A 14,143-nucleotide genomic window follows, 5' to 3' on the forward strand; every position below is an offset into this window, starting at 1 on the left:
GTCAGGCCTCGGGGTAGAGCCCGTGCACGCGGCCGAACAGCCGCGTCAGGCCGAACAGCGCGTTGACGTTGGGCGTTGGCACGCCCAGGCGCTGCGCGATCTCGACCACCGCGCCGACGATCGCGTCGAGCTCGATCGCGCGGCCGGCCTGCACGTCCTGCAGCATCGAGGTGCGGAAGGCGCCGAGCTTGCGCGTGATCTGGTGGCGGTCCTGCGGGCTTTGCGCGATCGCGCAGCCGAGGCGCTCGCCGAGCGCCGCCACTTCCATCATCGCCGCCGAGCAGAAGTCGCGCACCAGCGTGTCGTCGAGAATGCGGTCGGCCGTGGCGCCGGTGATCGCGCTGACCGGGTTGACGGTCAGGTTGCCCCACAGCTTGTACCAGATGTCCTGGCGGATGTTGGCCGACACCGTGGCCTCGAAGCCGGCCTGCGCGAGCAGCGCGGCGACATGCCGGGCGCGTTCGCTGTCGCCGCCGGCCGGCTCGCCGACGATCAGCCCCTGGCCCATGCGGTGCTCGACCAGGCCGGGCTCGGAGGTGGAGGTGCTGGCGTGCACCACGCAGCCGAGCACGCGCGCGGCCGGCAGCGCCGCGCCGACCACGCCGCCGGGGTCCACCGACTCCAGCGGCGCGCCGTCGCCCAGGAACCACCACGGCACGCCGTTCATCGCCGGCAGCACGAGGGTCTGCGGCCCGAGCAGCGGCGTGAGCCGCGGGGCGAGCGCCGGCAGCGACTGGCCCTTCAGCGCGATCACCACCAGGTCTTGCGCCCCGAGCGCGGCCGCGTCGTCGCTGGCGCTTGCTGGCGCGCCGAGCAGCTCGCCGTTCATGCGCAGGCGCCAGCCCCGTGTGCGCAGCGCCGCCAGCGTGGCGCCGCGCGCCAGCGCGCTCACCTGCGCCTGGCCGGCGAGCGCGAGGCGTGTGCCGATGAATCCGCCGATCGCGCCGGCGCCGACGATGCAGACCTTCATTTCAGGACCTCCGCGATGGCGCGGCCCACGTCGGCCGTGCCCGCCGTGCCGCCGATGTCGCGCGTCTTCGGCGCGTGCGGGTCGGCCAGCAGCGCCTCGATCGCCGCCAGCACCTCGGCGCCGGCCTGCGCGTGGCCGAGGTGTTCGAGCATCATCGCGCCCGACCAGACCATGCCGATCGGGTTGGCGATGCCCTGGCCGGCGATGTCCGGCGCCGAGCCGTGCACCGGCTCGAACAGCGACGGGAATTTGCCGTCGGGGTGGATGTTGGCGCTCGGCGCGATGCCTATCGTGCCGGTGCAGGCCGGGCCGAGGTCGGAGAGGATGTCGCCGAACAGGTTGCTCGCCACCACCACGTCGAACCAGTCGGGGTGCAGCACGAAGTTCGCGGCCAGGATGTCGATGTGGTACTTGTCGACCTCGACCTCGGGGTAGCTCGCGGCCATCGCCGCGACGCGCTCGTCCCAGTAGGGCATGGTGATCGCGATGCCGTTGCTCTTGGTGGCCGAGGTGAGGTGCTTCTTCGGCCGGCGCCGCGCGAGTTCGAAGGCGTAGCGCAGCACGCGGTCGACGCCGGTGCGCGTCATCACCGTTTCCTGCACGACGAACTCGCGCGGCGTGCCTTCGAACATGCGCCCGCCGATGCTGGAGTATTCGCCCTCGGTGTTCTCGCGCACGACGTAGAAGTCGACCTCGCCCGGCGCGCGCGCGCGGCCGTTGCGGTCCACCAGCGGCGAGGTGATGCCGGGCATCAGCCGGCACGGCCGCAGGTTGACGTACTGGTCGAACTCGCGGCGGAACTTCAGCAGCGAGCCCCACAGCGAGACGTGGTCCGGCACCGTGGCCGGCCAGCCCACCGCGCCGAAGTAGATCGCGTCCAGGCCGGCGAGCCGGTCGAACCAGTCGTCCGGCATCATCTTGCCGTGCTGCGCGTACCAGTCGCAACTGGCCCATTCGACGAACTGCCAGTCGAAGCGGATCGCGTGGCGCGCCGCCACCGCTTCCAGCGCGCGCAGGCCTTCGGGCATCACCTCGCGGCCGATGCCGTCGCCGGGTATCACCGCGATGCGGTAGGTCTTGCTCATGGTCGGGTCTCCGTTCGATCCGGCGATCGTAGGCGCAGGCGGCGCACGTGCAGGCAGGCGTCGTCCACGCCCTCGGCCGCGATGCGCGCCGGCGTCGGCGCGCCGCGCAGCCAGGCGGCGCACAGCTCACCCATCGCCGGCGCGGTCTGGATGCCGTAGCCGCCCTGCGCCGCGCACCAGAAGAAGCCTTCGGCCAGCGGGTCGAAGCCGGCGACGAGGTCGCCGTCGGGCACGAAGCTGCGCAGCCCGGCCCAGGTGTGGCTGGGGCGCCGGATCGTCAGCGTGCTCATGTCCTCGATGCGCGCGATGCCGGTGGCGATGTCGATCTCCTCGGGCCGCACGTCGTGCGGCTCCACCGGGTCGGCGTTGGCCGGCGAGCCGAGCAGGGCGCCGGCGTCGGGCTTGAAGTACCAGCCTTCGTCCTCGTCGACGCCGCAGACGCAGGGCCAGCGCGCCGCGTCCACGCCGGCCGGCGCCGCGAACAGGAAGGCGGCGCGGCGCTTCGGTTGCAGGCCGATGTCCGGCAGCCCGGCGAGCGCGGCGAGCCGCTGCGCCCAGGCGCCGGCCGCGTCGACGAGCAGCGGCGCGCGCCATTCGCCCGCCGTGCTCTGGACGATCCAGGCGCCGTCGCGGCGTTGCAGCGCCTCGATGCGCGCATCGGTGACCAGGCGCGCGCCGTTCGCCTTGGCTCGGCGCAGAAAGCCGTGGTGCAGCGCGTGCACGTCGATGTCGGCGGCGTCGGGGTCGAGCAGCGCGCCGCCGATGCGCTGCGGCCGCAGCACCGGCACGCGCGCCACGGCCTCGGCGGCGCCCAGGCGTTGCAGCCGCGGCGTGTGCGGGCGCAGTTCGGCTTCGAGCGCATCGAGCGCCTCGCCCTGGTCGGGCGTGGCCACGTAGAGCGCGCCGCGCGGCGCCAGCAGCGGCGCGGCCGCGAAGCCCGCCGGCGGCGCCTCGTAGAAGGCGCGGCTGGCGCGCGTCAGCGCGCGGATCGCCGGCGTGCCGTAGCTCTCCATGAACATTGCGGCCGAGCGGCCGGTGCTGTGCTGGCCGGGCTGCGACTCGGCTTCGAGCAGCACGACGCGATGCGTTTCGGAGGCGAAGGCCGCGAGCGAGGCGCCGGCGATGCCGGCGCCGACGACGATCACGTCGGCATCGTGGTTCGGGTTCATGCGGCCATCGTAGCCGCGGCTGGCAGAATTCCGCCGCGATGAGCAAGGCTTTCACGAAGGAATCCGACGCCGCCGGCGATGACGATGACGACGACATCGCGGCGCCGGCGCTGCCGCAGGGCACCAAGAACTACCTGACGCCGCAGGGCTACGCGCGGCTGCGCGCCGAGCTGATGGGCCTGCTCGACGACGAGCGGCCCAAGGTGGTGGAGGTGGTGTCGTGGGCGGCCAAGAACGGCGACCGCTCGGAAAACGGCGACTACCTCTACGGCAAGAAGCGCCTGCGCGAGATCGACCGGCGCATCCGCTTCCTCACCCGGCGGCTCGACATCGCCGAGGTCGTCGACCCTTCGGCGCACCACGGCCACGACCAGGTGTTCTTCGGCGCGACGGTGACCTACGCCAATGCCAGGGGCGAGGAGCGCACCATCACCATCAAGGGCATCGACGAGGCCGACAACCAGAAGGGCGAGGTGAGCTGGATCGCGCCGATCGCGCGTGCGCTGCTGAAGGCGCGCGTCGGCGACGAGGTGAGCCTGCAGACGCCCGGCGGCGTCGAGCGCATCGAGGTGGTGGAGGTGAGCTACCCCGCGCCTACGGCTTGACGCGCGCGACGCGCAGCACCGACGGCTGCCGCTTGAGCGTGCGCATCACCTCGGCCAGGTGCAGCCGGTCGCGCACCGACAGCAGCAGCTTCAGCTCGCTGCTCTGCGTGGTGCGCTCGTCGCCCATGTCGATGTGGGTGATGTCGGCTTCGGCCGAGGCCACCGCCGAGGCCACCTCGGCGAGCACGCCCTTGCCGTTCTTCAGCAGCAGCATCACCCCGGTCTCGAAGGGCCGCACCGGCTGCTCGGCCCACTCGACCGTCATCCAGCGCTCGCTGTCGCGCTCGAACAGGCGCTTGCCGACGCTGCAGTCGGCGGTGTGCACCGTCAGGCCCTCGCCGCGGCCGAGGTAGCCGACGATCGCGTCGCCCGGGATCGGGCGGCAGCACGGCGCGAGCTGCACCGAGGCGCCTTCGCCGCCGTCGATCTGCACCATGCCCTGCATCGGCGCGTTCTCGTCGCTGGCGTAGCGGCCGAGCGTCAGCGTCAGCGCGTCGGGCCGCTGGCCGGCCTCGGCCAGCAGCCGCGCGATGCGCTTGGCGACGATGCTGGCGATCTTGCGCCCCAGGCCGATGTCGGTCAGCAGCTCGGCGCGGTTGCGGTTGCCGCTCCAGCGCGTCACCTGCTGCCACAGCGCGGCGGTCTCGTCGCTCTCGCCGGGTAGTTGCAGGCCCTCGGCGCGCAGCGCCTGCGCGAGCATCTTCTCGCCCAGGTCCTGCGACTCCTCCTGCTCCATCGTCTTCAGGTAGTGGCGGATCTTCGAGCGCGCCCGGCCGGTGCGCACGAAGTTCAGCCAGGCCGGGTTCGGCCGCGCGTTGGGCGCGCTGATGATCTCGACCACGTCGCCGCTGCGCAACTCGGTGCGCAGCGCCACCGGCTCGCCGCCGATCTTGGCGGCCACGCAATGGTCGCCGACGTCGGAGTGGATCGCGTAGGCGAAGTCCACCGGCGTCGCGCCGCGCGGCAGCGCGAGGATCTTCGACTTGGGCGTGAAGACGTAGACCGAGTCGGGGAACAGGTCGATCTTGACGTGCTCGAGGAACTCGCTGGCGTCGCGCGTCTCGTCCTGGATGTCGAGCAGGCTTTGCAGCCACATCGCGCCGAGGCGCTGCGCGTCCTGCGCGTTGGCACCGGCGCCCTTGGCCTTGTACATCCAGTGCGCGGCGATGCCCTTCTCGGCCACCGCGTGCATCTGCTCGGTGCGCACCTGGAACTCCACCGCCGTGCCCAGCGGGCTGACCAGCGTGGTGTGCAGCGACTGGTAGCCGTTCGCCTTGGGGATCGCGATGTAGTCCTTGAAGCGCCCCGGCATCGGCTTGAAGAGCTGGTGCAGCACGCCCAGCGCCATGTAGCACTCCATCAGCGTGCCGACGACGATGCGGAAGCCGAAGATGTCGTTCACCTGCGCGAAGCTCAGGTGCTTCTCGCTCATCTTGCGGTAGATCGAGAACAGCGTCTTCTCGCGGCCGTGCACCTGCACCGGCAGCTTGGCCTGCGCGAAGGCGCGCTCGACGTCGCGCTGGATGCGCTCGACCACGTCGCGCCGGTAGCCGCGCGCCTTCTGCACCGCCTTGGACAGCGCCGCGTGGCGCCACGGCCGCAGGTGCTGGAACGACAGCTCCTGCAGCTCGCGGTAGGTCTGGTTCAGGCCCAGGCGGTGCGCGATGGGCGCGTAGATATCCAGCGTCTCGCCGGCGATGCGCACGCGCTTGGCCGGCGTCACCGCCTCCATCGTGCGCATGTTGTGCAGCCGGTCGGCCAGCTTGATCAGGATGACGCGCACGTCGCGCGCCATCGCCAGCAGCATCTTGCGGAAGGACTCGGCCTGCGACTCCTCGCGTGTCGAGAAGCGCAGCTTGTCGAGCTTGGTCAGGCCGTCCACCAGGTCGGCCGTGGGCGCGCCGAAGCGTTCGATCAGCTCGCTCTTGGCGATGCCGCAGTCTTCCATCGCGTCGTGCATCAGCGCGGCCATGATGGCCTGCACGTCGAGCTTCCACTCGGCGCACAGCCCGGCCACCGCGATCGGGTGCGTGATGTAGGGCTCGCCGCTGGCGCGGAACTGGCCCAGGTGCGCCTCGTCGGCGAAGCGGTAGGCCTCGCGCACGCGCTTGATGTCGGCGGCGTCGAGGTAGTCGAGCTTGGACGTCAGCGCCGCGAACGAGGCCGCGGCGGCGTCGGCGGTGATCGGCTTGGGCGAGGCGCTGCCGCGACGGGCCGGCGCGGCCGTCGAATCACGCAGTGCATCGGGGGAACGCTCGCCCATTCCCGGAATTTAGCAGGCCGAGGCGCGGCCTGCCGGGCGAGGGGCGAGCGAGGGAGTCGAGCCTAGACGGGGACCTTGCGCAGCATCTCGACGCCGACCTCGCCGGCGGCGATCTCGCGCAGCGCGGTCACGCCGGGCTTGTTCTTGGTGTCGATCTTCGGCGCGTGGCCCTGGCTCAGCATGCGCGCGCGGTAGGTGGCGGCCAGCACGAGCTGGAAGCGGTTCGGCACCTTCTGCAGGCAGTCTTCGACGGTGATGCGGGCCATGGGCACTCCGGGAGATCAGATCAGGTTCAGCGCGGCGAACACCTGGGACTTGTTGCGGCGCTGGGCGGCGTATTTCAGCCGCTGCGAGTGAACGACGGTCTTCAGGTCGAAAAGCGCCGTCTCGAACAGGGCGTTGATTATAACGAAGTCGAAGTGGCGCGCCTGGGCCACCTCGATGCGCGCGTTGGCCATGCGCGTCTCGATCACCGAGTCGCCGTCCTCGCCGCGGCGCAGCAGGCGCTGGCGCAGCTCGTCCCAGCTCGGCGGCAGGATGAAGATCAGCACCGCGTGCGCGAAGATCTTCTTGATCTGCAGCGCGCCCTGCCAGTCGATCTCGAGCACCACGTCCTGCCCGCCGGCGACGCGCGACTCGATCGCCTCGCGCGAGGTGCCGTACAGGTGGCCGTGCACCTCGGCCCACTCGAAGAAGTCGCCGGCGTCGATCTTGGCGCGGAAGGCCGGCGCGTCGATGAAGTGGTACTCGCGGCCGTGCTGCTCCTGCCCGCGCGGCGCGCGCGTGGTGTGCGAGACCGACACCGCCAGGTGCGAATCGAGCTCGAGCAGCGCCTTGACCAGGCTGGACTTGCCGGCGCCGCTGGGCGCGGCGACGACGAACAGGTTGCCGGGGTAGTCGACGGGGTCCATGGCGATGGCGGGCTTGATTGCGGCGAGCGATGCACTGTGCCACGAATCGGCTCGGTGAACCGCCTGGCCGGCCCTGGCCGAGAATGCGCCCTGCCTTCGTTCCCCCAACCCCCCTCCGATGAAGACCCTGAAGAAGATCGTTCTCGGCATCCTGCTGATCCTCGTCGTGGCCAGCGCGGCCGGCTGGTTCAGCCTGGACAAAGAGGCGCGCGGCCTGCTGAAGACCGTGCCGACCAACCGCGACATCCTGTTCTGGAACGAGGCGCAGCGCGACGCCGCCTTCCGCGCCATGGACCGCATCGCGCTGCTGGCCAAGTGGCGCACTGCCGCGCCCGGCCCCACCGCGCGGCCGTTGCCCCCCGGCCCGGCGCTGAGGCTGCCGCTGGACATGGACGCCTACATGGCCGGGCAGCACGCCGCCGCCGTGCTGGTGCTGCACAAGGGCCGGCTGCGGCTGGAGCGCTACGGCCTGGGCTTCGACGGCAGCGGACGCTGGACCAGCTTCTCGGTCGCCAAGTCCTTCACCTCCACGCTGGTGGGCGCGGCGCTGAAGGACGGCCTCATCCGCAGCATGGACGACAAGGTCAGCGACTACATCCCCGACATGAAAGGTTCGGCCTACGACGACGTGAGCGTGCGCCAGTTGCTGACCATGACCTCGGGCGTGCAGTGGAACGAGGACTACGCCGACCCCGGCTCCGACGTGGCGCGCTTCAACAACCACCAGCCCGAGCCTGGCGTCGAGGCCGTGGTGAGCTACCTGCGCCGCCTGCCGCGCGCCGCGCCGGCCGGCACGCGCTGGCACTACAGCACCGGCGAGACCAACCTGGTCGGCGTGCTGATCAGCCAGGCCGCGAAGAAGCCGCTGACCGCGTACATGCAGGAGAAAATCTGGTCGCGCATCGGCACCGAGCAGCAGGCCACCTGGCTGCTGAGCAAGACGGGGCACGAGATCAGCGGCTGCTGCATCCAGGCCTCGCCGCGAGACTACGCGCGCTTCGGCCAGTTCATCCTGGAGGGCGCCAAGGTGGACGGCCAGCCTATCGTGCCCGAGGGCTGGCTGCAAGAAGCCACCCGCAAGCAGGCCGACATCGGCCTGCCCGGGCGCGGCTACGGCTACCAGTGGTGGACTTACGACGACGGCAGCTTCACCGCCCGCGGCATCTTCGGCCAGGGCATCTTCATCGACCCGAAGCGCGAGCTGGTGATCGTCACCAATTCCGACTGGGCCAAGGCCAGCGCCGTGGACAACCCGCAGTCCGCGGCGCGCGAGGCGTTTTATCAGGCGGTGCAGAAGGCGGTGGATGAGGAGGGTGGGGGGCAATGACACGGCAGCCCGTGGGGCCATGAGTGCTTGCCGGTGGCGTGTTGCCACCGGCCCGCTCTAGCGGATGCGCCGCGCGCGCCGCCGATAGGCGGCGTACTGGGACTCGAAGCGCTTGGCCGCTTCCTGCAAGGGGCGCAGGTAGCGAGACACCGCCTCCCCTGTGCTCATCGCGCGGCTGATCCAGTGGATGTTCAGGCACGCCACGACCCACTCGCCGTTCATCACAGGCACGGCGATGCTGGATGTCTTCGGCTGGCTGCCGCGCTCGCGCAGGCCGTACCCGCGCGCTCGCGTTGCATCCAGTTCGCGATGCAGCAGTTCCAGGTTGGAGAGCACCTCCCGCTCGAGTGCGTTGGCGGGCTTGAGGCTGCGCAGCAATCCCTCGCGCTCGGCCGGCGGGCAATAGGCCAGGTACGCGCGGCCCAGCGCCGACGTCAGCATCGACACGCGGCGACCTCGCACGACCCTGTCGAGCGAAAGCGGATTCTGGTCGTGCGTGCTGGCCCAGATCACCATCGAGCCGCCATTGCAGATCGCGACGTCCGTCGGCCAGGCGACTTGGTGCCTGAGGTCATCGAGGACGGGGCCTGCCGCGCCGAGCAGCCAGTCGTCGTCCTTGAACGCATCCGCCAGCCCGGCCACCAGCCCCGTCAGCCGGTAGCCGCCACCACGCCGCTCTTGATTCACGTAGCCGGCGTCCACCAGGGTCCGCAGCAGCCTGTGCACGGTAGGCCGCGGAATGCCCGTCGACGCAGACAGCGCCAGGGCGCTGGACTCGCCCATCCGCGCCAGCGTTTGAAGCACCAGCAGCCCCTTCACGAGACCCGCGACCGACGGTGCGCCAACACTCATCGCATCACCGCAAGGCCGCGTCGAGGCCCAGCCCTCGCAACGCCGGGAATGTTCACATGCTGGACATCGCTCACGTCGCGATTGTCCTTGATCAAGCCGGTTCATAGACTCGTCCGACTGCATTTCCTCCTCTTTCGGACCTCCGAATGGCCGTTCCCGATCCCGCTTCCAGCACGACGCCCGAGTTCGACGTGGTCATCGCCGGCTATGGCCCGACCGGCGCGACGCTGGCCAAGCTCCTGGCGCGCGATGGCGTGTCCACGCTCGTCGTGGACAGGGAAGCGGACATCTTCGACAAGCCGCGCGCGATCGGGATGGACCACGAGGCGCTGCGCACCCTCCAGTTCTGCGAGATCGCACACGAGCTGTCGCCGTACCTGCGCGCCTACCAGGGTTCCGAATGGCACGGAGTGAACGGCCAGTTGATCCGTCGATTCGCTCCTGCCGCCCCGCCGTATCCGCTCGTGTGGCCGCCCAACGTGTCCTTCCTGCAGCCGAAGTTCGAACGCATGCTGCGCCACAGCGTGGAGCGCGAGGCACATGCCCGCACGCTGCTGGAGAGCGAGGTTCTCGGCTTCGAGGACCTCGCCGACGCTGTCGCCGTGACCCTCCGCGGTCGCCGCGACGACCGGCGGCGCACCGTCAGAGCCAAGTACCTGATCGGCTGCGACGGCGCCAATAGCGTGGTTCGTTCGCAGCTCGGCGTCACGATGGAGGATCTCGAGTGCGACGAGTGGTGGGTCGTCATCGACGCACTGCGCAACGGGGAGGCCGACTTCGGCGATTGCAATGTTCAGTACTGTCGCCCGGATCGCCCTGGCACCTACGTCGTCGGGCCCGGCATGCTCCGCCGGTGGGAATTCCGGATCCTGCCTCACGAATCGCCGGATGAGTTCCGTCAGCCGGAGCGTGTGCAGGCGCTGCTCGGCGAGAAGGTGGACACGCGGCAACTGACGATCTGGCGAAGCGCGGTCTACCGATTCCAGGCGCGCGTGGCGAACGACTGGGGCCGTGGGCGCGTGTTCCTCGCCGGGGATGCCGCGCACCAGACCCCGCCCCATCTCGGGCAAGGTCTCGTCTCCGGCCTGCGCGACGCGGCCAATCTCGCCTGGAAGCTCAGGTTCGTGTTGGCGGGGGGCTCCGCATGGTTGCTCGATACCTATCGCCAGGAACGGCGCCCGCATTTCCGCGCCTTGGCGAAGACGGCCCGTGACTTCGGGGAGATCATCGGCGTGCTCGATCCCCGGGAGGCGGAGCGGCGCGACGAGAGGCTCGAGCGTGCGCTGGCGTCGCGCACCGCGCCGGAAACCCGGCAGGACCTCATCCCGCCGCTGAGCGATGGATTGTTGGACCGCGACGAAGCCGGGCGCCCCACACCGTCGGCGGGGGAACTGTTCATGCAGATCCAAGTCCGGCCCCGGGACGGCTCGCCCCCTCGCCTGTTCGACGACGGCGCGCTGCCGCGCTTCCAACTGCTCACGCTGGGCAGCGAACCGATGCGTTGGCTCGATGCCGAACATGCACGGTGCTGGGCTGCGGTCGGCGGCGAGCGTTGGGCGATCGAATCCCCGGGGCGCGAGCACCTGCCCGGAAACGAGCAGGTGCTCGTCGAGCACGACGGCCGCTTCCGCGAGTGGATGCAGGCACGACGCGCCTCGGCGGTGCTGGTCAGGCCCGACCGCTACGTCTACGGCATCGCCGCCGCGGCAGGCGCCCTCGAACGAATGGTCGTGAACGTCGTGCGCGACGTGCTCGGCGGATGACGCTGCCGCGCTTGCCTAGTGAACAGCCCGAATACAACCACGGAGACAAGAGAAGATGACATTTGTTCGCAGTATCGTGACGGGCGTGCTTCTGTCGCTGTGCAGTGCCTTGGCCTGCGCGCAGAAGTTCCCCGCGGGGCCGGTGACGATCGTGGTGCCGTTCCCCGCGGGCGGCGGCGTGGACAACCTGGCACGGCAACTGGCCAAGAAGCTGGCTGAACGCTGGGGACAGCAGGTTCTCATCGACAACAAGGCCGGCGCCTCGGGCTTCATCGCCGCCCAGCACGTCGCCAGGGCGGCCCCCGACGGTCAGACGCTGCTGTTCACGGCGGAGCCCATCGTGTCCATCAATCCGCTGGTGTTCAAGAAGCTTCCCTATTCGGTCGACGATTTCGCGCCCATCTCGGCCCTGGTCTCGCTGCCCCAGGCGCTGTTCGTGTCGTCGAGCAACGCCAACATCCAGACGGTTCCCGACCTCCTGGCCTACGCGCGGAAGAATCCAGGCCGGCTCAACTATGGGTCGTTCGGTCCGGCAAGTTCGCCTCAGTTGGCGATGGAGCTGTTCAAGAGCCTCGCCAAGGTCGACATCCAGCACGTGCCCTACAAGGGCGGCTCTCCCGCGATGGTCGATCTGGGGGCCGGGACGATCGACATGGTCATCACCGGTGCCGCAACCGCGAAACCCATGCTCGATGCGGGCAAGGTGCGCATGATCGCCATTTCAGGCAAGAGCCGCTCCCCGAACCATCCGAACGTTCCCACGTTCGCGGAGGTGGGGTTGCCGGACATGGAGGCCACGGCCTACCTGGGCATCCTCGCGCCGGTCAAGACACCGCAGCCCGTGATGCAGGAACTGACCCAGTCGGTCCGCGCCGTCATGGCCGATCGCTCCTTCGTCGAGACCCACGTGATTCCTCAGAACCAGGTACCGCTGAACAGCACGGGCGAGGAGTACGCCCGCTTGATCAAGAGCGTTTCCGATCTCTGGGCGCCCGTGGTCAAGCAGGCGGGCATCACCGCCGACTGACATCGGCATGCCGTCCGATCGAAGCGAGCCGACATGGACAAGAGCCTGAGTTATCGCAGCGTATGGTCCCACCTCATGACGGTGCCGTTCAAGCAGGCATACGTCAGCGCCGGAGGTTTGCGCACGCGCTACGTCGAAGCGGGTGATCCCGGCTCGCCGGCACTCGTGCTGTTGCATGGCACCGGCGGTCATTGGGAAGCGTTCTGCGCCAACATCGAGGCGCTGTCGCAGCACTTCCGCGTGATCGCCCTCGACATGATGGGTTGCGGCTTCACCGACAAGCCCGACAAGCCCTATGAAATCCAGGACTATGTCGAGCACGTCGCGGCAGTACTGGACGAACTGGGCGTGCGCGTGTCGCACTTCATCGGCGTGTCCCTCGGTGCCTGGGTCTGCGCGCGGTTCGCGCTCGTGCATCCGCGACGCACCGGGAAGCTCGTGCTGGTCGCCCCGACCGGGTACTTCCCGCTCAGTCCGGGCGTGAAAGAGTCGGTCGAGGCGCGCCGAACGTCCGCGGAAAGCCCGACCTGGGACAACACGGCCGCCGTCCTGCGCAGGCTCTACCACGACCCCGCCAGCGTGATCGACGACATCGTCGCCGTTCGCCAGCGCATCTACAGCCTGCCGGGCATGACCGCCATCATGCCCCGCATGCTCACGCTGTTCGACGCGGACGCCCGTGCCCGCAACAACCTGAGCGACAGCGAATGGCGCAGCATCGGATCGCCCGTCCTGTTGATAGAGCACGTCGACACCGACGACGTCTATCTGCGTACGGCCCGCAAAGTCGTCGGCCTCCTTCCGGATGCACGGCTCTGCCCGATCCGCAAGACGTCCCACTGGTCCCAGTTCGAGGCGCCGGCCGAGTTCAACGCGGCGGCCCTCGAGTTTCTGCTCGAACGCGATGACTGACCATCGAAGCGAATACGACGTCGGCGGCGTGCTGCTCGAACGCCCCTTCAAGATCGACCGCCTGGGTCACCTGGGGCTGTACCTGGAGGACCTGCCCGGGGCACAGACGTTCTTCGGCGACGTGCTTGGGTTTCGCTGCACCGACGTGCTGGGGCCCGCACCGGGATTCCCGGCCAATCGCGGCTACTTCTATACCCATTGCACGGATCACCACAGCCTGGCACTCATCGGCGCCGATGTGGCCCGCTCGCGCGACGATCGCTACGCGCGAGGGATCACCGTCAACCAGCTCAGCTTCCAGGTCGGCACGCTGGACGAGATGGTCCATGCCTATCGGCTCCTCAAGGACCGGGGCAGAAGCATCTGGCGGGTCGGCCGCGATCGCCCCGGCAGCAACTACGCGGTCTACTTCCAGGACCCGGACGGACACACGGTGGAACTGTTCTACGGCATGGAGCAGATCGGGTGGGACGGACGGAGCAAACCGATGGATGTCTTCGCCCACCTGGGCCGCACGACTGAGCCGGAGCTTCCTCAGGCCGCCGAACTCGACGAAGTGCTGGCGGCGCAGGCCAAGGGCGCGGACCTCGGCAGTGGACATCGCGCCAAGGATATGCCGGACGGGACGTACGTGGTGGGCGGGATCAAGCTGCCCCGACCGTTCCGTATCGTGCGCACCGGGCCGATCGACCTGTTCGTCGAGGACATGGACGCTGCGGTCCGCTTCTACGCCGAGACGCTCGGCTTGCGCGTTTCGGAGACGACGCAATGTGACGGCGAACGTTGCGTGTTCCTGCGCGCCGGAGGTGAGCACCACACGATCGGGCTCATTCCGCTCTCGTTGCGCACCGGTCTCTCGCTATCGACGCACACGACCGTCGCCAGCATCGGCATCCAGGTCGGCAGCTATCGACAATTGCTCGATGCCGTGTCTTTCCTGCACGCGAGGGGATGCAGCGAGGTCGATCTGCCTGCGTCATTGCATCCGGGGATCGACTATGCCGCGCACTTCGTCGGGCCGGAGGGACACCTCGTTCGCCTCTACTACGACATGGAGCGGATCGGATGGGATGGGAAGCCGCGTCCCGCGGAGCTTCGCCCCTCCGTCCGGCGTCCGTGGCCCGATGTGCTGAGCGGCGTGTCCGATCCCTACGCCCAGCGTTGTTTCATGGGTCCCCTGGGTTGACCGGATTCCTGGATTCACCATGAATTCTCCCCAGTTCATCATCGAACTGACGCACGAGCTTCGCGCAACCTGA

13 protein-coding genes are annotated in these 14,143 nt (G+C 69.4%); 6 read left to right on the plus strand and 7 right to left on the minus strand.

Translation table 11 applies throughout. The features are described 5' to 3' along the window. Position 1: 1 nt before the first annotated feature. Genes QM792_RS06075 through QM792_RS06085 form a run of 3 tightly spaced genes read right to left on the minus strand, consistent with a single transcriptional unit; the run spans position 2 to position 3,224 of the window. Positions 2 to 970: a 2-dehydropantoate 2-reductase gene (locus QM792_RS06075; RefSeq protein WP_415148475.1), complete on the minus strand. Its 969-nt coding sequence runs from the start codon at positions 968 to 970 to the stop codon at positions 2 to 4. After that, positions 967 to 2,055, minus strand: coding sequence for a tartrate dehydrogenase (locus QM792_RS06080; protein ID WP_415148477.1), 1,089 nt, complete (start codon positions 2,053 to 2,055; stop codon positions 967 to 969). Before QM792_RS06080 ends, QM792_RS06075 begins: the two co-directional genes overlap by 4 nt. Continuing rightward, positions 2,052 to 3,224, minus strand: coding sequence for an NAD(P)/FAD-dependent oxidoreductase (locus tag QM792_RS06085; RefSeq protein ID WP_415148478.1), 1,173 nt, complete (start codon positions 3,222 to 3,224; stop codon positions 2,052 to 2,054). Before QM792_RS06085 ends, QM792_RS06080 begins: the two co-directional genes overlap by 4 nt. A 38-nt stretch (positions 3,225 to 3,262) precedes the next feature. On the opposite strand from QM792_RS06085, the gene greB reads away from it, so the two are divergent. Continuing rightward, positions 3,263 to 3,829 (plus strand): transcription elongation factor GreB, encoded by a 567-nt coding sequence (gene greB / locus QM792_RS06090; protein WP_415148480.1) that lies wholly within the window; start codon positions 3,263 to 3,265, stop codon positions 3,827 to 3,829. Here the strand turns inward: greB and QM792_RS06095 are convergent. The 3 genes from QM792_RS06095 to gmk form a co-directional block, all read right to left on the minus strand. Further along, complete coding sequence (locus QM792_RS06095; RefSeq protein ID WP_415148482.1) at positions 3,819 to 6,092, minus strand: RelA/SpoT family protein; 2,274 nt, start codon at positions 6,090 to 6,092, stop codon at positions 3,819 to 3,821. The two genes, greB and QM792_RS06095, sit on opposite strands and share 11 nt — an antisense overlap. 62 nt (positions 6,093 to 6,154) lie before the next feature. Beyond that, entirely contained in the window at positions 6,155 to 6,358 is a 204-nt protein-coding gene (rpoZ, locus tag QM792_RS06100; RefSeq protein ID WP_415148484.1) for a DNA-directed RNA polymerase subunit omega, read from the minus strand. Positions 6,359 to 6,373: 15 nt separating this feature from the next. After that, positions 6,374 to 7,003: a guanylate kinase gene (gmk, locus tag QM792_RS06105; RefSeq protein WP_415148485.1), complete on the minus strand. Its 630-nt coding sequence runs from the start codon at positions 7,001 to 7,003 to the stop codon at positions 6,374 to 6,376. Positions 7,004 to 7,121: 118 nt separating this feature from the next. Here gmk and QM792_RS06110 point away from each other — a divergent pair, with 118 nt between their 5' ends. After that, entirely contained in the window at positions 7,122 to 8,330 is a 1,209-nt protein-coding gene (locus tag QM792_RS06110) for a serine hydrolase domain-containing protein (RefSeq protein WP_415148487.1), read from the plus strand. A 57-nt stretch (positions 8,331 to 8,387) separates the two neighbouring features. Here the strand turns inward: QM792_RS06110 and QM792_RS06115 are convergent, their stop codons facing one another. After that, a complete protein-coding gene (locus QM792_RS06115; protein ID WP_415148488.1) occupies positions 8,388 to 9,149 on the minus strand; it encodes an IclR family transcriptional regulator C-terminal domain-containing protein in 762 nt (253 codons plus the stop codon). A 179-nt stretch (positions 9,150 to 9,328) separates the two neighbouring features. On the opposite strand from QM792_RS06115, the gene QM792_RS06120 reads away from it, so the two are divergent. The 4 genes from QM792_RS06120 to QM792_RS06135 are packed head-to-tail and all read left to right on the plus strand — an operon-like array spanning position 9,329 to position 14,070. Then, the gene (locus QM792_RS06120; protein WP_415148490.1) at positions 9,329 to 10,945 is read left to right on the plus strand and encodes a bifunctional 3-(3-hydroxy-phenyl)propionate/3-hydroxycinnamic acid hydroxylase; all 1,617 of its coding nucleotides are present in this window, start codon (positions 9,329 to 9,331) and stop codon (positions 10,943 to 10,945) included. Positions 10,946 to 11,000: 55 nt separating this feature from the next. Further along, positions 11,001 to 11,972 (plus strand): Bug family tripartite tricarboxylate transporter substrate binding protein, encoded by a 972-nt coding sequence (locus QM792_RS06125; RefSeq protein WP_415148492.1) that lies wholly within the window; start codon positions 11,001 to 11,003, stop codon positions 11,970 to 11,972. 33 nt (positions 11,973 to 12,005) lie between these two features. Further along, positions 12,006 to 12,884, plus strand: a complete 879-nt coding sequence (locus tag QM792_RS06130) for an alpha/beta fold hydrolase (RefSeq protein ID WP_415148494.1) — start codon at positions 12,006 to 12,008, stop codon at positions 12,882 to 12,884. Next, positions 12,877 to 14,070, plus strand: coding sequence for a VOC family protein (locus tag QM792_RS06135; protein WP_415148496.1), 1,194 nt, complete (start codon positions 12,877 to 12,879; stop codon positions 14,068 to 14,070). Before QM792_RS06130 ends, QM792_RS06135 begins: the two co-directional genes overlap by 8 nt. The last annotated feature ends 73 nt before the right edge of the window (positions 14,071 to 14,143 follow it).

Origin of the sequence: Piscinibacter sp. (genome assembly GCF_047600445.1) — a bacterium.
Lineage (GTDB): Bacteria > Pseudomonadota > Gammaproteobacteria > Burkholderiales > Burkholderiaceae_C > Piscinibacter.